Here is a 21,541-nt window from a genome sequence, read left to right on the forward strand (position 1 = left end):
AGGGAGGCAAATATGCGGCTCGCACAGACCGGGTGTTCACCAGCTACCGGTGTTTTCCATCGACATCCAGGGCTCGGCCGGCTCCTTGGCGCCGCCTTTCTGCAGAAGTTCGATGGAAATGCCGTCCGGTGAGCGCACAAACGCCATGTGACCGTCGCGGGGCGGGCGGTTGATGGTGACACCCTTGCCCATCAGCTGGTCGCACAGGGCGTAGATGTCGTCCACCTCATAGGCGAGATGGCCGAAATTGCGACCTCCCTGATAGTCCTCGGGATCCCAATTATAGGTCAGCTCGACCAGCGGGGCCTTTTCAGCTTCGGCGCGGGCCCGGTCTGCCGGCGAAGCGAGAAACACCAGCGTGTAGCGGCCTTTCTCATTGCTGGCGCGGCGGATTTCAACGAGGCCGAGCTTGTTGCAATAGAAGTCGAGCGACGCGTCGAGGTCCTTCACTCGGACCATGGTGTGCAGGTATCGCATATTTTCTCTCACAGCTTTTGTTTACGTAAACGGAACGAGGCTTCTACCCCCTCCGACCGGCAATGATCACCGTTAACCGGTTGTACCACGGCAGCGAAACCCTTCAAATTCCGGTGTTTCCACCTGTTGTTGAAAATCAGAAACTAGGTCTTGCTATGCCACAAAGCACGAATGTTATCTTTCATAGGGACAGTGAGTCGGGCGGACTTGAAAAAAGGCTTATCGGGATGGATGACAAGTCCTCGGCAACCGGAGGATACGGGGCGAGCGACCAGGCGTCACAAGTGGACGACGCCAAGGATGGCGGGGAACTTATCGAGATTTCAGGCGCAATCAAATGGTTTGATGTCGCCAAGGGATATGGTTTCATCCTGCCGGACGAGGAAGCGCTTGGCGACGTGCTCCTGCATGTGACCTGCCTGCGCAAGGACGGTTTCCAGACGGCGCTCGAGGGGGCGCGCGTCGAATGCCTGGTGCGGCAGGGCGACAAGGGCCTGCAGGCTTTCAAGGTTCTGTCGGTCGACCTTTCGACCGCCGTCCATCCGGTCGAGGACCAGACCCAGCGCACCCATGTGATCGTCACACCCGACAGCGGGCTCGAGCGCGCCCTGGTCAAATGGTTCAACAGGACCAAGGGGTTCGGCTTCCTGACGCGCGGCGAGGGAACGGAAGACATTTTTGTCCATATGGAAACGCTGCGCCGCTACGGCATCACCGAATTGCGGCCGGGGCAGGTGGTCCTGGTGCGTTTCGGGCGTGGTGACAAAGGCCTTATGGCCGCCGAAATCTACCCGGATAAGGGCACGCTGGTGGCCGCGCATTGATGTGATGCGCGTCTTTTCAATCGGGGTGCGCCAATGACGCGGTCAGCGGGTTCGACCTTCTCAAACGCCTTGACGCGCCGCGTTGCGTTCATTGTCTTCACCGTCATCCTGCTCCTGGCGGCCCTGCCGACGGCGTTGGCGCAGACGACCGTCATGCGCCTGCCGGCCGATGCCGATCCGCTGGTCATCGAGACGCGGTCCGGCGAGCAGCGGTTCTCGATCGAGATCGCCGACGAGCCGCATGAGCGGCAACGCGGCCTGATGTTCCGCCAGGCGATGGCGGCCGACCGCGGCATGCTGTTCATCTTTCCCGTGGAAAGCCGGCAGGGGTTCTGGATGCAGAACACACCGCTGCCGCTCGACCTGTTGTTCATTGGCGCCGATGGCGTCGTGCGGGCGATCGACCGCGGCGTTCCTTTCTCCACCGCATCGATCTCGCCGAACGTTCAGGCGCAATTCGTGCTTGAACTGCCTGCCGGAACCGCGCAGAAATCGGGGATCGAGATCGGCAACCGCCTGCGCCATCCGCGCATCGACGCGCCGGCGGGCAAGTAATTTCCAACGGGTAGTCCTTCAGTCGACATGCAATCATTTGTTCATGACGGGTTCGAGCTGGCTTTCATCGATGAAGGCCATGGCGATCCAATCCTTCTCATTCACGGCTTTGCCTCCACGCATTTCGTCAACTGGGTGGCGACCGGCTGGGTGAAGAGCCTGCGCGAGGCGGGCTATCGCGTCATCGCGCTGGACAATCGCGGCCACGGACAATCCGCCGGGAGCTACGAGGAAGCCGACTATACGCCGGTCAAGATGGCTGGCGACGCCGCGGCGCTGCTCGATCATCTGGGCATTGGGCGCGCCCATGTGCTGGGTTATTCCATGGGCGCGCGCGTGTCCGCCTTTCTGGCGCTGGAGCACCCCGAAAAGGTCGCGACGCTGATCCTCGGCGGGCTCGGCATCGGCATGATCGAGGGGGTGGGCGAATGGGACGAGATCGCCGCGGCGCTGCTTGCCGCCGATCCGGAAACCATCACGTCGCCGCGCGGCCAGATGTTCCGTAAATTCGCCGACCAGACGAAGAGCGATCGCCAGGCGCTGGCTGCCTGCATCGCCACCTCGCGCGAATTGTTGAGCAATGAGCAGGCGGCACGGATCACCGCGCCGACCCTGGTCGCCGTCGGCACACGCGACGACATCGCCGGCTCGCCGGAAGCGCTTGCGGCGCTGCTGCCAAACGCGACAGCCTTTGCGATCGAGCGGCGCGACCATATGCTGGCCGTCGGTGACCGCACCTTCAAGGCGCGCGCACTGGCGTTTCTGGAGGAGCACCCGCTTGGTTGAGCGTCAGCAGATTTCCTTTACCGGGGCGGAAGGAAACCCGCTTGTGGCCGATCTGTGGGATGGTGGCGGTCATCCGGTCATTTTCCTGCATGGCGGCGGCCAGACGCGGCGCGCCTGGGATGCGACGGCGCGCGAAGTGGCGCGCCAGGGCATGCGGGCGATCTCGGTCGACCAGCGCGGTCATGGCGAGAGCGCCTGGGTTGAGACCGGCCATTACGGTTTCCGCCACTACGGCGAGGACGCGGCAGCGGTGATCAGGCAGGTGAACGAGCGTTTTCACGCCCGCCCATCGGCGGTCGGCGCCTCGCTCGGCGGACTGGCCGCGCTGACGGCGGAAATGCAAGAGGGACCGCTGCTCGAGGCGCTGGTGCTTGTCGACATCACGCCGCGGCTCGATCCGCAGGGCGTCGACAAGATCCAGGGGTTCATGGGCGCACGCATGGAGGAGGGGTTCGCCTCGCTGGAAGAAGCCGCCGAGGCGATCGCCGCCTACCTGCCGCATCGCGCGCCGCGCCGTTCGCTCGAAGGCTTGCGCAAGAATCTGCGCCGCGACGAGGACGGCCGCTACCGCTGGCATTGGGATCCGGCCTTCATCAAGGGCGCGAAAAACATCAACTCCGGCGCCGAGGCGCTGATGCAGGAACTGATGACGGGATTGCCCGGGCTTCACCTGCCGGTGCTTCTGGTGCGCGGCATGCGCTCGGAACTGGTGCAGGAGGCCCATGCGCGCGAATTCGTCTCGCTGGCGCCGGGCGCCTCCTATGTGGATGTCGGCGGGGCCGGGCACATGGTGGCCGGCGACCGCAATGATGTTTTTGCGAATGAAATCCTGAAATTCCTCAACCGCGATCAGGCGGCATAGCCTTATCTTCCGGTGAACTTCGCCGCCCGCCTTTCACCGAACGCCCTGCGGCCTTCGGCGTAGTCGGCGCTCTCGAATGTCACGTCGCCCAGCGCCTGGGCATGCTCGACATCCTGGGCACGGCCCGACAGAGCCGCGGCAATCGATGCTTTCGAAGCGCGGATCGACAGGGGCGCGTTTCGCGCCAGCAGTGAAGCGAGTTCTCGGGCGCGCTCTTGCAGGGCGTCGGATGGGGTGATCTCCAGCAGAAACCCGCAGTCGAGCGCTTTCTGTGCGTCGATCCGCGCGCCGCTGAAGGTCAGGAAGCGCGCCATCTGCGCGCCGGCGGTGGCGACGATGTCGCCCATCGCCTCGACCGGATAGGCAAGTCCCAGCTTTGCCGCCGGCACGGCGAAACGGGCGTCCGGCGTGGCGATCCTGAGGTCGCAGGCGGCCGCCAGGCCAAATCCGCCGCCGAAGCAGACGCCGTCGATCGCCGCTATGGTCGGCACGGCGGCATTGCGGATGGCAGCGAAAGCTGCGGCGTTCAGCGCCTCGTAGGTGCGTGCCGTGTCGGCATCGCGCCGCACCGTGTCAAACTCCCCGATGTCGGCGCCGGCGCAGAAATCGCCGCCCGCGCCGGTCAGGATGATCGCGCGCGCGGTGTCGCCGCCGCTCACCTCGATGACCGTTTCAGCAAGTGCCCGCCACATCGACTGCGTGACGGCGTTCATCTTTTCGGGCCGGTCGAGCGTGATCGTCGCCACCTGGTCGTCGATCGAGAGGGTGAAACCGGTTTGTGTCGCGGTGTGGTCGGCGGCCATCGTTCAAAATCCCTGCAACCGGGTTCAAGGTTTTTTGCGGTTCAATTGCCCTGGCTTCTGGCGTATGTTTCGTGGCAACGCAAGATCAGCTGTCATTGGAGATCAGCCATGAGCGCCCGCAATGCGGTTCGAGAAGATGGCGCCCGCAAGGACGCGCCCGAGCCCGTCGACCCGATCTGGCGCGCGGTGCGCAGCGAGGCGGAAGCAGCGGTGGCCAACGATCCGCTGCTGGCGGCCTTCCTTTACGCAACGGTGCTCAACCATGACGATCTGGAAAGCGCCGTCATCCACCGGGTCGCCGAGCGGCTCGACCATCCCGATATGGGCGCCGATCTGATCCGCCAGACATTTCACGCCATGCTTGGCGACGAGCCGGAATGGCGCACGACCGTGCGGGTCGATATCCAGGCCTATTACGACCGCGACCCGGCCTGCGACCGGTTCCTGATGCCGGTGCTCTACTTCAAGGGATTCCACGCGATCCAGACCCATCGGCTGGCCAACTGGCTGCTGCGGCAGGGGCGCAAGGATTTCGCGCTTTACCTGCAAAGCCGTTCATCGGCCGTGTTCCAGACCGACATCAACCCGGCGGCGCGGATCGGCAAGGGCATCTTCATCGATCATGCCACGGGCGTGGTGATCGGCGAGACCGCGGTGGTGGAAGACAATGTCTCGCTGCTGCATGCGGTGACGCTGGGCGGCACCGGCAAGGAAGGCGGCGACCGGCATCCGAAGATCCGCCACGGCGTGTTGATCGGCGCCGGGGCGAAGATCCTCGGCAACATCGAGGTCGGGCATTGCGCGCGCGTGGCGGCGGGCTCGGTCCTGTTGGCGTCCGTGCCGCCGAACAAGACCGTTGCCGGCGTGCCGGCGCGTGTCGTCGGTGAATCGGGATGCCGCGAACCGTCGCGCTCGATGGACCAGATCCTGCACGACGAGGCTTGAGCCGGGACCACTGGGCGCCCTGTTGACCAATGCGCGGTTTGCGGATGAAATTCCGTTTCAGGGTTTACAGCGCGCTGGACGTCGTGCCAGAAGCCCGGCTAGACCGAAGGCGTAATGTTCGCATATCGGTATCGTGTTTCGCGAAAAGATCGCGCCAAAACAGACAGATGACCATAGTGCGCGCATAGCGACGCACCATCCAGAGGCACCGGAGACATCTTTTGAATCCCGACGAAATCAGAAAGCTCGAAGCGTATTTCAAACGCACCTTCAACAACCAGACGCTCTCGGTGAAGGCGCGTCCGCGCAAGGAGGATTCCTGCGAATTGTATGTGGGCGACGAATTTCTCGGCCTTATCTTCAAGGATGAGGAAGAGGGCGAGCTTTCCTACAATTTCTCGATGGCCATTCTCGACATCGATCTGTAGCGGCATAGCCAGCTTGCTGGAGGACCAAAAGGACCTGGTAATCGGTGGCGATTTCCAGGTCTTTTTTATAGCATTTTGCAGTCAGCTGGACTCACTTGGCATCCGCATAAACGCGGAAAATCAAACAGATAGAGCGTCCTTCATGCATCCGAATGGACGCATGGCGCCCTAGCGCAAGGTCTGGAGATAGATTTTCGCCCTGCCGGTGACGGCCGCATCGAGCACGGGCCAATCGCCGAGCAATTCGGCCGGGAACCGGTAGGTGAGGCTCATATCGTCGCCAATGGCGATGTCGCGCTCGCACGGCGCCAGGGATTCGCGGGCCGCCACGCCACTCAGGCAGCGGGCGACGAAGGGACGTTCGCCAGCCTTGCCGTCGGCGACGGCAAGCGCCTCGCCGCGATAGCCGGCCTCGGGCTTGAAACCGTAGAATCTGATGCCGTTCGGGCCGGCGATGGATTTGGCGTTGATGACATGGGCATAGATCGGCTCGAGGCGGCCGCTCATGTCGCGCGACATCACCCGCTCCTCGAACGTGAGGAAGATGATGCGTCGCGCGCCGTCGACATGGTTGAAATCGTCGCGCGTGGCACGCGTGTAACCGCCAAGTTCGGGCCAGCGGAGATAAAGGTCGAGCCGACGGGCGATCCCGCTGCGCCGCGCGCCCTCGAAGCGGATGGCGTTTTCGGGAACCGCCAGCACGTTGTTGCCGATGACGATCTCATGGATTTGCGTGGCTTCGCTGTGGCCGGCCGCCGCCATCGAGCCGCCGAGCCATTTTCCGGCAGCCGCGATGCCGAGCGAGATGAATAGAAGAATGACGCTGACCTGGAAGATGCGCAGCATGAAGCGCGGGTTCGGCGCTGCCGGCGCATTTGTCAAAATTGTCGTCTCCATTGCCGCCGCCACTTGACGCTTCGCCCCGATCCAGTGGGCGAGACACGAGAATCTGCGCGAAGCTTGCCGCGCACGCTGCAGCGAACCTGAAGCCATTATGGTAAACGAGGCGTAAAAATGGGCGCGATTCCCGGGATTCTGCTTGTAGTTGCCGCTGGTCCTGCGTTTTGCAGCACGGCGATGTCGGGTTGGACGGGCATGGGTACGCTCCGGCGCAAACTTTCAAATCGACGCAAAACCTGCTCTGAATCGCACCAGGGTGCGGTATGTTGCGGCATCCGTTCGAACAGGAACTTGCCAATGCCGATCTATGCGCTTGCGGGCGAAACGCCGCTTTTCGACCAGCCCGATTCCAACTGGATCGCCCCCGACGCGACGCTGATCGGCCGGGTGAGGCTCGGGCGCAATGCCGGTGTCTGGTTCGGCGCGGTGCTGCGCGGCGACAATGAGCTGATCGACATCGGCGACGATACCAACATCCAGGAACACTCGGTCCTGCACACCGATATGGGTTTTCCGCTGCGGGTCGGGCGTGGCTGCACGATCGGCCACCGGGCGATGCTGCACGGCTGCACGATCGGCGACAACACGTTGATCGGCATGGGCGCCATCGTCCTGAACGGCGCGCAGATCGGCCGTAATTCGCTGGTGGGCGCCGGGGCACTGGTGACCGAGGGGAAAGCGTTTCCAGAAAATTCGCTGATCGTCGGCACGCCGGCCAAGGCCATCCGGACGCTGGACGAGGCGGCGGTCAAGAGGCTGGAATGGTCGGCTGCCCATTACGTGGAGAACGCGCGCCGGTTCATGACCGGGTTGAAGCCGGCCTGAGGCGTCTGCAAAAGCGGAGCCGACCCAGAGGACTGGGCCGGCTCCTAAACCCGGTCGTTGGGGACGGGGAGGTGGGGACTCGACCGGGTATCCGTATCAGGCTTGTGCCGCCATCATTCGATCGGCTGCGCGGCATCGCCTGAAAATTCAAGAGTTTGTCTGTCGCGCGCGCCCCATCCGTCATGCGCGCCCTCGAGAGGTGTTTCCTACTGGCTGGAGGCAACGCTGCCGACCGCGGTGGCACGGCCGTCATTGATGCTGACCCACTTGCCGGAACTGGCGGCCGACTGCCGCTTCAGATACGTGTACTCGGTGTCGGTCCAGGCCAGGACGCGAGGCTCCAGATTGTCCAGTATGTAGTCGCCCAGGCTGGTCATCACCGTCAGCACCGCGTGGCCGTCGCCGTTCGGCTGGCGCACGACGGTGATCAGAAGATTGCCCGCCGGCACGCCGGCCTTCATCAGAAGCCTGCGCTTCTCCAGCACATAATCCTCGCAATCGCCGTACACGTCGGGATAGGACCAGTATTCCTCGACGCCCCACATCTCCTGGTCGGTGCGCGGCATGACAGAGGTGTTGACGGAATTGTTGACGTCGATCATCGCTTGCCAAACTTTGCGTGTCAGCGTGATCGGCCGCGCATTGGCGGTGGTTTGCCGGCATTCGCCGGGTTCCCGCTGGCAAAGCTCGTAATGTCCGATGGGCTGTGTCGTCAGGCCACCGGTTTTCATGAAATTGGGGGCCGCATATGCGCTCGCTCCCAGCGACGCGAGCAGCGTCACGGCAGCGGCGGCAAACCGCAAGCTTCTTGTAATCCCCATCGTCTTGTCTCCCCGTTTGAGAGGACAATGACATGTAGGGATTTATTCCAGGCAAAATCTCGCAGTATAAATCTCGATAAATTCTACTGTTGTTTTCGATTAATAAGTATAAAATGAAAATCTGTTTTGATTTATATTTGAATAGAATTTGTCTAAAACTTTAGCGATTATGGTGCGCGGGCTGCGACGCTGTTGGGCGGTGCGTCTGCCTGGGTCGGCGTTTTGGTCTACCGCATCGGTACGGAATCGATTTTCGGAAAGCACGGTGCGTATTCAGTAACCTCCAGCGCCCTTGTGCTGCGTTCCAGCAGTACACGACGCATGCCGATTTCAGTCGTGCTGTATCTTGTGGCAACAGCGTCGTGCGCGGTTCGACAAGCTCACCATGAGGGGAGGTATAGGGTTGCAAAGCCCATCTGCCACGCCTTGGAATCAGGCTCCCGGCCAGGTCCAACCGCCCTCATGGTGAGCTTGTCGAACCACGCACCAGGTCAATGCAATGGGGTGTAGGGGAGTATAGATCGTCCCAAAGAACGCTCGGGCTGTAGTGGTGATGACCGACTACAGTTTCAGGTGTTTTGTCCAAGGACGATCCGCGCGATGTGCTGGCGGTTCTTTTGACGTCAGCCGCACTGATGGTCGAAATTTGGCTTGGCGATTGGCGGAGAGGCGTTCGATCCGAAGGGGCCAGAGATCATCCCGCCGGGAGGCTGAGGTCAAGGAGCGATCAATTGTCGCTTGGCAGCGAGAACTCGGCTTCGAGCGCTTGTCGGTTCTGGATGCCGGCGAATTCGATGGCGATGCCGTCTTCGAAATGACGCACCACCTGGCCGCGCATCGTTCCCAGGTGAACCTGGGTTCCCTTTTCGGGCCGGATGTCGCTTTCGATAGCCGCACCCGAAAGGGAAAGATCGATGATGCGGCAGCGATATTCCCCGCCATCGGGCAGGCGCAGCGTGCTGACTGGATTGCGCGGCGCAATGCGCTCGTGGCGGCGGTCCTCGGGCAGGTCCAGCTCGTGTTTGTTGGCAAGCCAGGTGAGCTGGGCGGCAAGCTTGTCGCGCTTGCGGTCGGAGGCGACGATGGTCATGGCGAAGCCGTGGTCCAGCGTGCGCGTGACGATGCCCTCGATACGGCCGATGTGATCCAGGTAGGCGATGATCTTCTCGCCCGGGCGTCCCGCCCGGTCGGCGATCAGCGATGCGTTGCCCGGCGACATGTCGATGACGCGGCAAGCGTGCTCGGTCCGGTCCTCGAGCATGAACCGGCCGTAAATCGTCACCCTGACGCGCTGAAAATTCCGCCGCTCGCTGCGCAAGGGGATGGGGTTGATCGCCGCAGACATTGTCCTCTTCCACGCTCGCGCCACGGCAGTTCCTGCTGCCTGCTTGGAGCAGCGCAAAACTACGCCTGACGGGTTAACAAGCGGTAAGGGTCAGCCGTTGCGTCCGCCCTCGAAGACAACCAGATGGCGAAAGCGCCGGCCGTGGCCTGGTTCGATCAGACTGTCGGTGAGCGAGCGGCCGTCGGGGGCGAGCGGCGGCACGGGAACCGCCGGGCGGTTCTTCAGGAACACCGGCTCGCGATCGGCATCGACGATGCGCAGCGAGGTGACGCGGCATTCGACGATGGCTTCGGTGCCGAGCCAGAACGGTTTGTTGCAGGGAATGAGCGAACCGAGCGCCCGTGGGCTCTCGATGCCGCCGTCAAGCGGCAGCAGCAGGAGCTCGAAACCCACCGTCTCGCCGCCGGCGGTGCAGCCATCGAAGGCGAAGACGATCACGGACTTCATGTCGAAGGCGCTGCGGGCAAGCTTGCCGACGACGGCCTGGTCCTTCTCCGCCCACAGCGAGGCGAACGAAAAACCCTTCAATTCCTTGCCGAACGTGGCGCAAAGACGGGTGCCGGCAAGGCGGAACACGGCTTCGCCGCGCGCATCCTTCTCCAGGATGAACGTGTCGGCCAGCAGGGTCTTGATGTCCGCCGGTTCGATCTCCGTGCGCTTGGGCGCCGGGCGATTGCCACGCAACCTGTCCCAATATTGGAACAGTGTTACAGAACCGTCCTGTTTCATGCCTGTTGGCTCCCTGCTTGCGGCCCGGGCCTGTCTCATAGGCGGACAGGTGGGGGCAATTTCAATAGCGACATGTGGATGGCTGCAGGTTGCGTGCCAGACCGGCTGGACTTGTTAACCCTCGGATTTCGTTAAGGTTAAAAAAGGGTTTAGATTGCCCGCCGCGCCGGGCGGTGGCAGGGTCATTTCGTCAAGACACGCCGAATCAGGCGGAAGACGGGGCAGGCGCCGATGCTCTCAGAGAGTATCGACAGGGGGCTCGACCAGGCCGTTCAGGAGAAATCCTGAGCGGCTTTTTTCTTGCCGCATCCTCTGCTACCGAAGGCGATGGACAAGGAAAAAGACGAGGCCGCATCGGCCGCTGATCCCGCCGCCGATTCCTCTGCTGATCCCATTGGCACAAATGATGGGCCGAACGGGGAGGCGGGGCCACCGCTGCGGCGTGAACCCGTCTTCAATCTGGCGCTGATCGTCACGGTTTTCGCGCTGGCCTGCGTCGGCATATTCGCGCTGCAAAGCCTGTGGCTCGGGATATGGCTCACGGTGCGCTTCGCGTTCCTGCCGATCCGCTATACGGGACCCTACGCATTCGACATCTATGCGGTGCTGAGCCCAATCACCTATTCCTTCCTGCATGGCGGCATCGCACATCTGGCGGTCAACATGATCTGGCTGGCGGCGTTCGGCTCGCCGCTGGCCAATCGGATCGGTTCGATGCGCTTCGTTCTCTTCTGGGTGGCAGGCGCGGCGGCGGCGGCAGGGTTGCATTTCGTTCTGCATCCAATGTCGGCAGCCCCCCTGGTCGGCGCTTCGGGAGCGATCTCGGCGATGATGGGGGCGGCGGCGCGGTTCGCCTTCCGCGTCGACCGCCGCCAGCCGAAACCGTCCTTCACCGGCCCGGTCCTGCCTGTTCCTCTCGTGCTGCGGTCGCGGACGGTCATCGTGTTCCTCGCCGTCTGGATGGCGGTCAATCTGGTCACCGGGTTGGGCATCGGCGCTTCGCCCGATTCGCCGCAGATCGCCTGGGAGGCGCATATCGGCGGCTTCCTGCTTGGCTTCTTCGCCATCCGCCTGTTCGACCGGTGAGCGGCGAAGCCCGGGTTTTCACGGGGCTGAAGGCGTTAATGCCGCCGGCATTCAAAGGCTTGCAAACGAGGTGGCCTCGGCGCAACATTATCGCGTTGCCGGTAGAAGGAGATTGCCATGACCGTGAAGGCCATTCTGGACTCCAAAGGGCGTGACGTCGTCACGATCGCGCCGGACAAAAGCCTGGCGGAAGCGGCGCAGCTTCTGGCCGGACGCGGCATCGGCGCCGTGGTGGTCACCAGTGATGGCGGCCGGATCGCCGGGATATTGTCGGAGCGCGACATCGTTCGCGTCGTCGGCCAGGACGGCGCCGCGGCCCTGAAACAGCCGATTTCCTCCGTGATGACGGCAAAGGTGCAACGTTGCGAGGAGCACCACACCGTCAACGAGGTCATGCAGATCATGACCCAGGGTCGGTTCCGCCATCTGCCCGTCGAGCATGACGGACGCATCGCCGGCATCATATCGATCGGCGATGTGGTCAAGAAGCGCATCGAGGAGGTCGAGCGCGAGGCGGAGGATATCCGCAGCTACATCGCCACGGCCTGAGGGATGCGAGGCTGCCGTTTCCGGCAGCCTCTTTCGTTCAAGCATCCTTTGCTTCATCGGTTGTCGGGTTGCGAGCGCACCAGAGCCAGGCCGCGCCTGGTGATCCGGTAAGGACCGCCATTGCGCGACTGGATGGCCCGCTTGCGCTTCATCTTGCGAAAAAGCCCGATTTCCAGTCCGGGATAATACCAGCCGTCGCGGGTGACGCAGCTGAGTTCGTGGATGCGGCCATTCTCGTCTTTCTCGACGTCGATGCGGCCGCCCTGCGCCAATATGTGCAGGATGCGCTGTTCTGCGCGCGATATGTCCATGGTCTTGAAGTCCTGGGAAAACCGTTGGCCGAAGGCCAACACTAAGCGCCGCGCTGCTGAGTGCAGCACGGGGTTCAAGGTTTTCGCGCCCCGATCCTGACGTTCGATCAGGCCGGGGCCCTAGCGGGACTCAAAGGTGGTGGACATAAAGGCTCCGTTCGAAGGCCGTTTCATAGCGCAAACCATGGCCAGAATAAAGCGCTTGGCTTGCCATGAGTTGGCGATTGGTCTAGTGGTGCGATCCTGGCAGATGGTACCCATCTGTCAGGGTAAATCGCCCCACCAGATCAATAGCTTGTGGGCTGACTTATCGAAACGGACGGGTACCGTCCGTTTCGGTCAGACCATTAGCCAATGCGGCAGTCCAATTCCGAACAATCCGACTGCACGGCCCCGCGAAATCATGACACTCATCGACACACGCACGCCCGACCCGAAGCGCTTCATTTCCGGTGCGACCGGCGACTGGGAAGTCATCGTCGGCATGGAAATCCACGCCCAGGTGACCTCCGAGGCGAAGCTTTTCTCCGGCGCCTCGACGACGTTCGGCGCCGAGCCGAACGCCAATGTCAGCCTCGTCGACGCGGCGATGCCGGGCATGCTGCCGGTGATCAACGAGGAATGCGTCCGGCAGGCCGTCCGTACGGGACTCGGCCTGAAGGCGCAGATCAACCACCGCTCCGTGTTCGACCGGAAGAACTATTTTTATCCGGACCTGCCGCAGGGCTACCAGATTTCGCAGTTCAAGCAGCCGATCGTCGGTGAGGGCGCGGTGATCGTCTCCGTCGGGCCGGCCAAGGACGGCTCGTTCGAGGAAATCACCGTCGGCATCGAGCGCCTGCATCTGGAGCAGGACGCCGGCAAGTCTCTGCACGACCAGCACCCGACCATGTCCTATGTCGACCTCAACCGGTCTGGCGTGGCGCTGATGGAGATCGTCTCCAAGCCCGATATCCGCTCGGCCGACGAGGCGAAGGCCTTCCTGACCAAGCTGCGCACCATCGTGCGCTATCTGGGGACGTGCGACGGCAATATGGACGAGGGCTCGATGCGGGCCGACGTCAATGTGTCGGTGCGCCGGCCCGGCGGCGATTTCGGCACGCGCTGCGAGATCAAGAACGTCAACTCGATCCGGTTCGTCGGCCAGTCGATCGAATCGGAAGCGCGGCGGCAGATCGCCATTCTCGAGGATGGCGGAACCATCATCCAGGAAACGCGGCTGTTCGACCCGGTGAAGGGCGAAACGCGCTCGATGCGCTCCAAGGAAGAGGCGCATGACTACCGTTATTTCCCCGACCCGGACCTGGTGCCGCTGGAATTCGACCAGGCCTATGTGGACGCGCTGGCCGCCGGCCTGACCGAGCTGCCGGACGCAAAGAAGGCCCGCTTCATCGCGACCTTCGGCCTGTCGGAATATGACGCTTCCGTGCTGATCGCTGAAAAGGCGACGGCCGATTATTTCGAGAAGGTGGCCGAGGGGCGCGACGGGAAGACGGCCGCCAACTGGGTCATCAACGACCTGCTCGGCGCTTTGAACAAATCCGGCCAGGATATTGAAAGCACGTCTGTTTCGCCCGATCAGCTCGGCGCGGTGATCGACCTGATCAAGGACGGGACGATTTCCGGCAAGATCGCCAAGGATCTGTTCGAGATCGTGCTGGCCGAGGGCGGCGATCCGCGCAAGATCGTCGACGAACGCGGCATGAAGCAGGTGACCGACACCGGCGCCATCGAGAAGGCCGTCGACGACGTGATCGCCGCCAACCCGGACAAGGTCGAGCAGGCAAGGGCCAAGCCGACGCTGGCCGGCTGGTTTGTCGGCCAGGTGATGAAGGCGACGGGGGGCAAGGCCAACCCGCAAGCCGTCAACGATCTGGTCAAGGCGAAGCTCGGCATCGATGCGTGAAGCGGGGCCGTATTTCGTCAGAACCGCGGCGCGCGGCGACCTGCCGGCGGTTCGCGCGCTTCTGATCGAAACCTGGCACGACACTTACGATTCGCTCTATGGCGCCGCGCGCGTGGCGGAGATCACCGATGCCTGGCATTCGATTGCTGCGCTCGAGACCAGGCTTGCGAAGCCAAATTGCGAGTTCGTCGTTGCCGACAGCGGCGAGGAGATCGGCGGCATGGCTTTTGCCGAGGCGCTCGACGCGGGCAAGACGGTGATGCTGCACCAGCTCTATGTGCGCCCGCAGCGCCAGGGGCGAGGCATTGGTGTGGCGCTGCTGGACGAGATGGAGGCCTGTTTCCCGGATGCGTGCCAGATCAGGCTGGAGGTCGAGGAAGCCAACGGCAAGGCGCTCGCCTTTTATGACGCGCACGGGTTTGCCCAGATCGGCCGCACGGAGAATTGTGGAGAGGGCGGTTCGGGCATTCCTGCCTTGATCTACGAAAAACCTCTGTGACGGACGGGATGGAACCGACGCCCGAAGGACGGTCCGTGTCGATCCGCCACGCGGAACGACGCGACGTTGTGGCCATCGTCGGCTCTTCGCCGCCGAACCTCTCGGCGGGCATGGCGACACGGTCGATCCGGATGAAATTGAAATGAGGTTGCACATGGCCTCGCAGGCCTTGCCATCTGGTCATGCGGACGCCATAACGCAATCGACGGACCATGCCGGTCGGTCACGGTAAGCGGCTGGAGCGCCATGCGTCCATTCGGACGCATAAAGGACGCTCTATCTTTATGTTTTCCGCATTTATGCGGACGTCAGGTGATTTCACCTGACTGCAAAATGCTCTAGAGGAAGCGATGAAGAAGTTCCTGCTTCAGTTCTTTACCTGGTGGAACGGCCAGACTCTGGGCACGCGTTTTCATACGTGGCGCAAGGGCACGCGGGTCGGCGAGGACGAGTTCGGCAACGTCTACTATCAGGGCGGCAAGGATTCGGAAGGCCGCACGCGCCGCTGGGTGATCTACGAGGGAATTTCCGACGCATCGCTGGTGCCGCCGGGTTGGCACGGCTGGTTGCATCACCGGGTCGATATCGCTCCCGTTGACGAGAATTATACGCCGCGCGAATGGCAGAAGCCGCACCTGCCGAACCTGACCGGTTCGGCCGCCGCCTACCGGCCGAAGGGTTCCGCGCTGACCAATGGGGACCGGCCGCGCGTGACGGGCGACTACGACGCGTGGACGCCCGGCGGGTGAGGCAAGAGCCTTTCTTGCCACAATTGAACGCTAGCCACGTGGCATGTTCCATGGACGCGGCGATTCTGCCGAGGTATCCCGGATAAGGCGCGAAAAAGGCGGGTGTCGAGACATATGAATCCAATCCAGGACATCAGGCGTGACATGGCCGGCGCCGCATTGGCGGCCGTACTGCTCATCTTGCCATCAACCATGACTGCGCATGCCGAGCGGTTGAAGAATCCGGTCGCCGAATTCACGGGGATCGACAAGATCACCGGTCGCATCATCTCCTTTGACGCCTATATGGACGAGACCGTGCAGTTCGGCGCCCTGCAGGTGACGCCGCGCGTCTGCTATACGGCGGTCGAAACCGAGGAGCCGAAGACGGATGCCTTTGTCGAGGTGGACGAAATCACCCTCGACCGGGCCATCCGCCGCATCTTTACCGGTTGGATGTTTGCCGAAAGCCCGGGGCTGAACGCGGTCGAGCATCCCGTCTATGACGTCTGGCTGAAGACCTGCAAGCAATCCTCGGACGTGCCGCCGCCGGAAACCAACTAGAATAATCGCGGCTCAGGAGGAAAAACGCGCTTCGTCGCCGTGCAGCGCGTCCTGCAGCAATTGCTCATAGCGTGCGCGCGGAATATCGATCGCGCCGAATTGCTTGAGATGCGGCGTCGTGAACTGCGTGTCGAGCAGGACGAAGCCGCGTTCGCGCAGTCTCTGCACCAAATGGACCAGGCAGATCTTCGAGGCATCCGTGCGGCGTGAGAACATGCTTTCGCCGAAGAATGCGCGGCCCAGCGTGACGCCATAAAGTCCACCGACCAGTTCACCATCGGCCCAGGCCTCCACTGTGTGGCAATGGCCATTCTCGAAGAGCAATGCGTAGGCTTCGCGGATGGGATGGTTGATCCAGGTGTCGCGGCTGCCGGCCCGCGCCTCGGCGCATCCCTCGATCACCTCTTGGAAACTCGTGTCGAAGGCAATGCGAAAGGGCGCGCGGCGCAGCGCCTTGGCCAGGCTCTTGGGAATGTGAAACGCATCGAGCGGAATGACGCCGCGCGTCTCCGGCCGGACCCAGAAGACTTCCGGGTCGTCGGCGCTCTCGGCCATCGGGAACACGCCGGTGGCGTAGGCGCGCAGCAGCAGGTCGGGCGGGATCGTGTAGCCTGGAGCGAAGGGTCGTGCCATGAGTGCGGCGCCCGCTCTATCTTCTTGTTTTTTCGCGTTTATGCGGACCTCAGGTGATTTCACCTGACTGCAAAATGCTCTCGGCCTGAGCGACGATCCGGCGGTGGGCTTCAATCACCCTTGGCCAGATAGTTCTCCAGCCAGTGGATGTCATAGTCGCCATTGGCGATGTCGGGATTGCCGACCAGGTCCTGGAACAGCGGCAAGGTGGTCTTGATGCCGTCGACGACGAACTCGTCCAGCGCACGGCGCAGGCGCATCATGCATTCGACGCGGTTGCGGCCGTGGACGATGAGCTTGCCGATCAGGCTGTCGTAGTAGGGCGGGATCCGGTAGCCGGAATAGACACCTGAATCGACGCGGATGCCGAGCCCCCCCGGTGTGTGGAAATGGCTGATCGTGCCGGGCGAGGGGGTGAAGGTGCGCGGGTCTTCAGCGTTGATGCGGCATTCGATGGCGTGGCCCTCGAAACGCACATCCTCCTGCCTGGCCGACAGGCCGCCGCCCGAGGCGACGCGGATCTGCTCATGCACCAGGTCGATGCCGGTGATGGCTTCGGTGACCGGGTGCTCGACCTGCAGACGGGTGTTCATCTCGATGAAATAGAACTCGCCATTCTCGTACAGGAACTCGATGGTTCCGGCGCCCGAATAGCCCAGATCGGCCATCGCCTTGGAGACGGTCTCGCCGATCTTCATGCGCTGCTCGACGTTGAGCGCCGGCGAGTTGGCTTCTTCCCAGACCTTCTGATGGCGTCGCTGCAGCGAACAGTCCCGCTCGCCCAGATGGATCGCCTTGCCGGCTCCATCGCCCATGACCTGGACTTCGATATGGCGGGGCTTTTCCAGGTACTTCTCGATGTAGACGGCGTCGTCGCCAAAGGCGGCGCCGGCCTCCGAACGCGCCGTCGACAGGGCTTCGGAGAGATCGTCCTCGGTGCGTGCCACCTTCATGCCGCGCCCACCGCCGCCGGCCGATGCCTTGATCAGAACCGGGTAGCCGATATCGGCGGCAATGCGCTTGGCGTCGCCGTCGTCGGTTACCGCGCCGTCGGAACCGGGAACGACCGGGATGCCCAGCGCCTTGACGGTTTTCTTGGCGGTGATCTTGTCGCCCATAACACGGATGTGATCGGCCGATGGGCCGATGAACGTGATGTTGTGGGCGGCCAGGATGTCGGCGAATTTGGCGTTCTCGGACAGAAAGCCGTAACCCGGGTGGATGGCGTCGGCGCCGGTGATTTCGCAGGCGGCCAGGATCTGATGGATGTTCAGATAGCTGTCGCGCGAGGGAGGCGGACCGATGCACACGCTTTCATCGGCCAGCCGCACATGCATCGCGTCGGCATCGGCGGTGGAGTGCACCGCGACCGTCTGAATGCCGAGCTCCTTGGCGGCGCGCAGCACTCTGAGTGCGATTTCGCCCCGATTGGCGATGAGGATCTTGTGAAACATGTGCGGCGGCCCCGGGCTACTCGATCACGACCAGCGGCTCGCCATACTCGACCGGCTGCGCATCCTCGAAGAGGATCGCCGTCACGGTTCCCGAGCGCGGGGCCGGAATCTGATTCATGGTTTTCATCGCCTCGATGATGAGCAGCGTCTGGCCTTCCTTGACCGACTGGCCGACCTCGATGAACATGTTGGCACCGGGCGCTGGCGACCGGTAGGCCGTGCCGACCATGGGCGAGGGCACCGCGTTCTTCGAGTGGGCGGGGCTGGCCGCCTTCTCTTCCTGCGGCTGCGCGGCTATCGCCGGCTGGGCCGGCGCCTGTGCCGGCGCCGGCGCCGGTGAGGCATAGGCCTGCACGGTCGGGGCCTGTTTGCAGACCCTGATGCGCAGATCGTCCTGCTCCACCTCGATCTCGGTCAGTTGTGTCTCGTTCAAGATCGCCGCAAGCTCGCGAATGAGTTGCTGATCGACCCCCGTCTTCTTTGTCGACATATGTTCCTGTCCTGCTTTTTCTCAGCCCTGCACGCGCGCGGCGAGCGCATCCAGGGCGAGTACATAACCGAATGCGCCCAAACCGCAAATCATGCCGGTCGCCGCCGGTGCGATCATCGAGACATGGCGGAAGGATTCACGCGCGTGAATGTTGGAAATATGCACTTCGACAACCGGTAGCGGACGAACCGCAAGCACCGCGTCGTGCAGCGCGATCGAGGTGTGGCCATAGGCGCCGGGATTGATGACGACGCCGGCGGCCTTCTCGCCCGCCTCATGAATCCAGTCGACCAGATCACCTTCGTGATTGGACTGGCGGAAGACGGTGTCGAAGCCCAGCGCGTCGGCCTTCTTCGCGCAGGCATCCTCAATGGCGGCAAGGGATTGGGCACCGTAAATGCCCGGCTCCCGCTTGCCCAGCGCATTCAAATTTGGCCCGTTCAGAATGAAGACTGTTTCCGCCATCAATGTCCCCTAGAGCGCCGTTCGTCCACCTGGACGCATAATGGACGCTCCATCTCCTTGTTTCGCGCATTTGTGCGGACGTCAGGTGGTGCCACCTGACGTCCGCACAAATGCTCCAAGCCGCCGACATGGCCCATCCGTGGCCTTGCCGGCCTGATCGTCCGCTCCTCTATAGAGGGCTTAGACCGTGCCGCAAAGATCGCAAGGGACTTCTTTCTCTGTCCACAAAGGGGTTGGGAAGCCCATAACGGCATATTGGACGCCAAATATCTCAGCAGGCGTTCTCGAGGCAGGCGCGCGCCGTTTCGATCTTTTCCTGAAGGACGTCCTTGCCGAGCGCACCGAAAACCACCTCCTTGCCGATGACATAGGCGGGCGTACCGCTGACGGCGAGTTGATTCGCCAGGTCGTAAGTCTCGGCGAAGCGTTGCTGAATCTGCGGGTTTTCCATTTCGGCGCGCAGGGCGGGTTCGTCGATGCCGAGGCCCGTGGCAATCTTCATCGCGACGTCGCCGTCGGCTCGCGTCTCGGTGCTGAGCAGGGCCTCGTGAAAATCGGTGTATTTCTCCGGGGCGATCACGTGCACGGCCATCGACACCACATGCGCCTCACGCGATTGCGGAGACAGGATCGGGAACTCCTTGAGGACAAAACGAACGTCCGGATTCTCATCGACCAGAGCCTGCATGTCGCCCAGCGCGCGCTTGCAGTAGCCGCAGTTGTAATCGAAAAACTCGACGACCGTGACGGCAGCGTCGGGATTGCCGACGACGCCGTCATACTTGCTCTTGAAGATTGCGTCATTGGCTTTCTCGAGTACCTGGCGCTGCGCCACTTCCTGCTGTTCGCGCTGCTTCGTCTCAAGCGCCTCCTGCACTTCCAGCATGATCTCCGGATTGGCGAGCAGATATTCCCGGACAATCTTTTCAATCGCCGGCCGGTCGATGCCGGCCGCATCATCCGCCATGGCCTGGGTTGTGCCGGCCAGAGGGGAGAGCAGCAGGAGCGAAGCGGTGGCCAGCGCGCCGATGGTGTTGGGAAGTCTCATAATGGGTTCCAATTTAATGCGAGTGTTGGGTTCGACACTAAGTGCCTTCAGTTGGACAAAAGGTTCACGGACTCTAACCCGGTTGCTTGTACTGGATGATGTCCTGGGCCCGCAGCCAGCCGGGCGAGCCGGGCTTCAGCTGCTTTTGCGCGCGGAGCGCGAACAATTTCGCGTCGCGGTATTGCCCGGAATGGAAATGCCCCTCGGCGGTCGCCAGTTCGGCGGCGGGGATGTCGCCCAACTGGCCATAGGCTTGCGCCAGATAGCGGTAACCATTGGCGAACTCGGGTTCGCGCGACAGGCCGGTCTGCAGTTCCGAGGCCGCTTTCTTGACCAAATCGGGCTTGCCCGTCGCCATCAGCGCCTGGCCATAGCCGACCTGCAGGAGGCCCGGCCTTCCCGGAGCGAGCGCGATGGCCTTGGCATAGGCATTGGCGGCATCCAGAGGGCGGTTTGCCTTGATCAGGATATCGCCGCGCAATTCCTGGAGATACGCGTTGCGCGGCAATTCGGCGACCAGCGCATCGGCTTTCTTCAGCGCAGCGCCCGGATTGCCGTGCAGATAGGTGGAGATGGCATCGCCATAGCGTGCCGCCAGGCCGCGCGGATCGCTCCGGAACAGGCGGGTGACGGCGTTGGCGCCTTGCGTATAGGCGGCGATCTTGGCGCGCATGAAATCGTGCCGCAACTGCAGCTGCGGCGGATCCTTGCGATCGAAATGGAGGCTCTTCCTCGCCACTTCCTGCAGGTTGGCGATGCGCTCGCGCGGCATGGGATGGCTGATTTGGTAGGGATCCACATTGACGCCGGCAAGGGCGAGCCCACCGGCAAGCCGCTCGAACGTCGTCAGCATGCCCTTGGCCGACTGGCCCGTTGCGTTGAGATAGTCGATCGCCGTGCGGTCGGCCGTCGCCTCCTCCGAACGCTGGTAGCCGAGCAAGCCCCGGCGCGCCACCTCCGCACCGCCGGCAGCGATGCCGACGCCCGCCTGGGCAAGGCCGCCCGATTTCGATGCGGCGCCGGCAACACCGGCGCCGATGCCGACCAGCGCCGCGACGATGGCCATGGTCTGAGCGCGCTGGATTTGTTGGCGCAGACGTTCCTGATGTCCGCCGGCGATGTGTCCCGCCTCGTGGGCGATGACGCCAATGATCTCGTTCGGCGTTTCGGCGTCCGTCAGCGTGCCGGTGTGGATGAAGATACGCCGCCCGGCGACGAAAGCGTTGAAACTGCGGTCGTTGACGAGAACGATGTCGATCCCGGATCGCGCCAGGCCGGCAGCCTTGAGGATCGGCCGGGCATACTCGGAAATCAAAGCCTCGATCTCGGCATCGCGAACAATGGCGATGTTCCGCTGAGCGGCTGCCGGAGGCGCTGAGAGCACGACCAGATGAACTGCAGCCAGAAAAAGTGCCGCTAAACGCGGCAGGACGGTTCGGAGCATGGCAGTCTTCTCAAACATGGCCAAAATTGGTAGCCGAGCAAAATGGCGATGGAAAGGCCGAACC

At 62.7% G+C, this 21,541-nt stretch carries 26 protein-coding genes; 13 read left to right on the forward strand and 13 right to left on the reverse strand.

Annotated features, from left to right (window positions below; genetic code table 11):
* Nucleotides 1–36 precede the first annotated feature (36 nt).
* Nucleotides 37–477 carry a VOC family protein gene (locus AB843_RS20550; RefSeq protein WP_048648775.1) on the reverse strand — a complete coding sequence of 147 codons (441 nt, stop codon included), beginning with the start codon at nucleotides 475–477 and terminating at the stop codon, nucleotides 37–39.
* Nucleotides 478–704: 227 nt separating this feature from the next.
* On the opposite strand from AB843_RS20550, the gene AB843_RS20555 reads away from it, so the two are divergent.
* The 4 genes from AB843_RS20555 to AB843_RS20570 are packed head-to-tail and all read left to right on the forward strand — an operon-like array spanning nucleotide 705 to nucleotide 3,504.
* Nucleotides 705–1,301 (forward strand): cold-shock protein, encoded by a 597-nt coding sequence (locus AB843_RS20555; RefSeq protein WP_048648776.1) that lies wholly within the window; start codon nucleotides 705–707, stop codon nucleotides 1,299–1,301.
* 33 nt (nucleotides 1,302–1,334) lie between these two features.
* Nucleotides 1,335–1,856 (forward strand): DUF192 domain-containing protein, encoded by a 522-nt coding sequence (locus tag AB843_RS20560; protein WP_048648777.1) that lies wholly within the window; start codon nucleotides 1,335–1,337, stop codon nucleotides 1,854–1,856.
* A 27-nt stretch (nucleotides 1,857–1,883) separates the two neighbouring features.
* Nucleotides 1,884–2,642: an alpha/beta fold hydrolase gene (locus AB843_RS20565; protein WP_048648778.1), complete on the forward strand. Its 759-nt coding sequence runs from the start codon at nucleotides 1,884–1,886 to the stop codon at nucleotides 2,640–2,642.
* A complete protein-coding gene (locus AB843_RS20570) occupies nucleotides 2,635–3,504 on the forward strand; it encodes an alpha/beta fold hydrolase (protein WP_048648779.1) in 870 nt (289 codons plus the stop codon). The genes AB843_RS20565 and AB843_RS20570 overlap by 8 nt, the downstream gene beginning before the upstream one ends.
* A gap of 2 nt (nucleotides 3,505–3,506) precedes the next feature.
* On the opposite strand, the gene AB843_RS20575 is transcribed toward AB843_RS20570, so the two are convergent.
* The gene (locus AB843_RS20575; RefSeq protein ID WP_048648780.1) at nucleotides 3,507–4,307 is read right to left on the reverse strand and encodes an enoyl-CoA hydratase/isomerase family protein; all 801 of its coding nucleotides are present in this window, start codon (nucleotides 4,305–4,307) and stop codon (nucleotides 3,507–3,509) included.
* A 108-nt stretch (nucleotides 4,308–4,415) separates the two neighbouring features.
* On the opposite strand from AB843_RS20575, the gene cysE reads away from it, so the two are divergent.
* Together cysE and AB843_RS20585 are read left to right on the forward strand one after the other, a co-directional pair.
* Nucleotides 4,416–5,252, forward strand: coding sequence for a serine O-acetyltransferase (cysE, locus tag AB843_RS20580; protein ID WP_048648781.1), 837 nt, complete (start codon nucleotides 4,416–4,418; stop codon nucleotides 5,250–5,252).
* A gap of 221 nt (nucleotides 5,253–5,473) precedes the next feature.
* Nucleotides 5,474–5,680, forward strand: a complete 207-nt coding sequence (locus AB843_RS20585; RefSeq protein ID WP_048648782.1) for a DUF3126 family protein — start codon at nucleotides 5,474–5,476, stop codon at nucleotides 5,678–5,680.
* Between the two features lie 168 nt (nucleotides 5,681–5,848).
* Here AB843_RS20585 and AB843_RS20590 read toward each other — a convergent pair whose 3' ends face one another.
* Nucleotides 5,849–6,562, reverse strand: a complete 714-nt coding sequence (locus tag AB843_RS20590; RefSeq protein WP_244468047.1) for a hypothetical protein — start codon at nucleotides 6,560–6,562, stop codon at nucleotides 5,849–5,851.
* A gap of 315 nt (nucleotides 6,563–6,877) precedes the next feature.
* Here AB843_RS20590 and AB843_RS20595 point away from each other — a divergent pair, with 315 nt between their 5' ends.
* The gene (locus tag AB843_RS20595) at nucleotides 6,878–7,405 is read left to right on the forward strand and encodes a gamma carbonic anhydrase family protein (protein WP_048648784.1); all 528 of its coding nucleotides are present in this window, start codon (nucleotides 6,878–6,880) and stop codon (nucleotides 7,403–7,405) included.
* A 206-nt stretch (nucleotides 7,406–7,611) separates the two neighbouring features.
* Here the strand turns inward: AB843_RS20595 and AB843_RS20600 are convergent, their stop codons facing one another.
* The 3 genes from AB843_RS20600 to AB843_RS20610 all read right to left on the reverse strand — a co-directional run bounded on the left by AB843_RS20600 (nucleotide 7,612) and on the right by AB843_RS20610 (nucleotide 10,300).
* The gene (locus AB843_RS20600; RefSeq protein WP_048648785.1) at nucleotides 7,612–8,226 is read right to left on the reverse strand and encodes a transglutaminase-like cysteine peptidase; all 615 of its coding nucleotides are present in this window, start codon (nucleotides 8,224–8,226) and stop codon (nucleotides 7,612–7,614) included.
* A 727-nt stretch (nucleotides 8,227–8,953) separates the two neighbouring features.
* A complete protein-coding gene (locus AB843_RS20605) occupies nucleotides 8,954–9,571 on the reverse strand; it encodes a PilZ domain-containing protein (protein WP_048648786.1) in 618 nt (205 codons plus the stop codon).
* A 90-nt stretch (nucleotides 9,572–9,661) separates the two neighbouring features.
* Nucleotides 9,662–10,300 (reverse strand): PAS domain-containing protein, encoded by a 639-nt coding sequence (locus tag AB843_RS20610; RefSeq protein WP_048648817.1) that lies wholly within the window; start codon nucleotides 10,298–10,300, stop codon nucleotides 9,662–9,664.
* Nucleotides 10,301–10,627: 327 nt separating this feature from the next.
* Here AB843_RS20610 and AB843_RS20615 point away from each other — a divergent pair, with 327 nt between their 5' ends.
* Together AB843_RS20615 and AB843_RS20620 are read left to right on the forward strand one after the other, a co-directional pair.
* On the forward strand, nucleotides 10,628–11,386 hold the full coding sequence (locus AB843_RS20615) for a rhomboid family intramembrane serine protease (RefSeq protein WP_048648787.1): 759 nt from the start codon (nucleotides 10,628–10,630) through the stop codon (nucleotides 11,384–11,386).
* Between the two features lie 117 nt (nucleotides 11,387–11,503).
* Nucleotides 11,504–11,935: a CBS domain-containing protein gene (locus AB843_RS20620; RefSeq protein ID WP_048648788.1), complete on the forward strand. Its 432-nt coding sequence runs from the start codon at nucleotides 11,504–11,506 to the stop codon at nucleotides 11,933–11,935.
* A 53-nt stretch (nucleotides 11,936–11,988) separates the two neighbouring features.
* Here AB843_RS20620 and AB843_RS20625 read toward each other — a convergent pair whose 3' ends face one another.
* Nucleotides 11,989–12,246: a YjhX family toxin gene (locus AB843_RS20625; protein WP_048648818.1), complete on the reverse strand. Its 258-nt coding sequence runs from the start codon at nucleotides 12,244–12,246 to the stop codon at nucleotides 11,989–11,991.
* Nucleotides 12,247–12,649: 403 nt separating this feature from the next.
* Between AB843_RS20625 and gatB the strand changes: the two genes are divergently transcribed.
* The 4 genes from gatB to AB843_RS20645 all read left to right on the forward strand — a co-directional run bounded on the left by gatB (nucleotide 12,650) and on the right by AB843_RS20645 (nucleotide 15,943).
* Nucleotides 12,650–14,152, forward strand: a complete 1,503-nt coding sequence (gene gatB, locus AB843_RS20630) for an Asp-tRNA(Asn)/Glu-tRNA(Gln) amidotransferase subunit GatB (RefSeq protein WP_048648789.1) — start codon at nucleotides 12,650–12,652, stop codon at nucleotides 14,150–14,152.
* Nucleotides 14,145–14,651, forward strand: a complete 507-nt coding sequence (locus tag AB843_RS20635; RefSeq protein ID WP_048648790.1) for a GNAT family N-acetyltransferase — start codon at nucleotides 14,145–14,147, stop codon at nucleotides 14,649–14,651. Before gatB ends, AB843_RS20635 begins: the two co-directional genes overlap by 8 nt.
* Nucleotides 14,652–15,001: 350 nt before the next feature.
* A complete protein-coding gene (locus AB843_RS20640) occupies nucleotides 15,002–15,400 on the forward strand; it encodes an NADH:ubiquinone oxidoreductase subunit NDUFA12 (protein ID WP_048648791.1) in 399 nt (132 codons plus the stop codon).
* A gap of 114 nt (nucleotides 15,401–15,514) precedes the next feature.
* Nucleotides 15,515–15,943, forward strand: coding sequence for a DUF2155 domain-containing protein (locus AB843_RS20645; RefSeq protein ID WP_048648792.1), 429 nt, complete (start codon nucleotides 15,515–15,517; stop codon nucleotides 15,941–15,943).
* Between the two features lie 12 nt (nucleotides 15,944–15,955).
* On the opposite strand, the gene aat is transcribed toward AB843_RS20645, so the two are convergent.
* The 6 genes from aat to AB843_RS20675 form a co-directional block, all read right to left on the reverse strand.
* A complete protein-coding gene (gene aat, locus AB843_RS20650; RefSeq protein ID WP_048648793.1) occupies nucleotides 15,956–16,576 on the reverse strand; it encodes a leucyl/phenylalanyl-tRNA--protein transferase in 621 nt (206 codons plus the stop codon).
* Between the two features lie 110 nt (nucleotides 16,577–16,686).
* Nucleotides 16,687–18,030, reverse strand: coding sequence for an acetyl-CoA carboxylase biotin carboxylase subunit (gene accC / locus AB843_RS20655; protein ID WP_048648794.1), 1,344 nt, complete (start codon nucleotides 18,028–18,030; stop codon nucleotides 16,687–16,689).
* A gap of 16 nt (nucleotides 18,031–18,046) precedes the next feature.
* Nucleotides 18,047–18,520 (reverse strand): acetyl-CoA carboxylase biotin carboxyl carrier protein, encoded by a 474-nt coding sequence (gene accB / locus AB843_RS20660; protein ID WP_048648795.1) that lies wholly within the window; start codon nucleotides 18,518–18,520, stop codon nucleotides 18,047–18,049.
* Nucleotides 18,521–18,541: 21 nt separating this feature from the next.
* On the reverse strand, nucleotides 18,542–18,985 hold the full coding sequence (gene aroQ, locus AB843_RS20665; RefSeq protein WP_048648796.1) for a type II 3-dehydroquinate dehydratase: 444 nt from the start codon (nucleotides 18,983–18,985) through the stop codon (nucleotides 18,542–18,544).
* A 271-nt stretch (nucleotides 18,986–19,256) separates the two neighbouring features.
* Nucleotides 19,257–20,033: a DsbA family protein gene (locus AB843_RS20670; protein WP_053086162.1), complete on the reverse strand. Its 777-nt coding sequence runs from the start codon at nucleotides 20,031–20,033 to the stop codon at nucleotides 19,257–19,259.
* 73 nt (nucleotides 20,034–20,106) lie between these two features.
* Nucleotides 20,107–21,477, reverse strand: a complete 1,371-nt coding sequence (locus tag AB843_RS20675; protein ID WP_053086163.1) for a M48 family metalloprotease — start codon at nucleotides 21,475–21,477, stop codon at nucleotides 20,107–20,109.
* Between the last annotated feature and the right edge of the window lie 64 nt (nucleotides 21,478–21,541).

Source organism: Nitratireductor soli, from assembly GCF_001050155.1.
Taxonomy (GTDB): Bacteria; Pseudomonadota; Alphaproteobacteria; order Rhizobiales; family Rhizobiaceae; genus Nitratireductor; species Nitratireductor soli.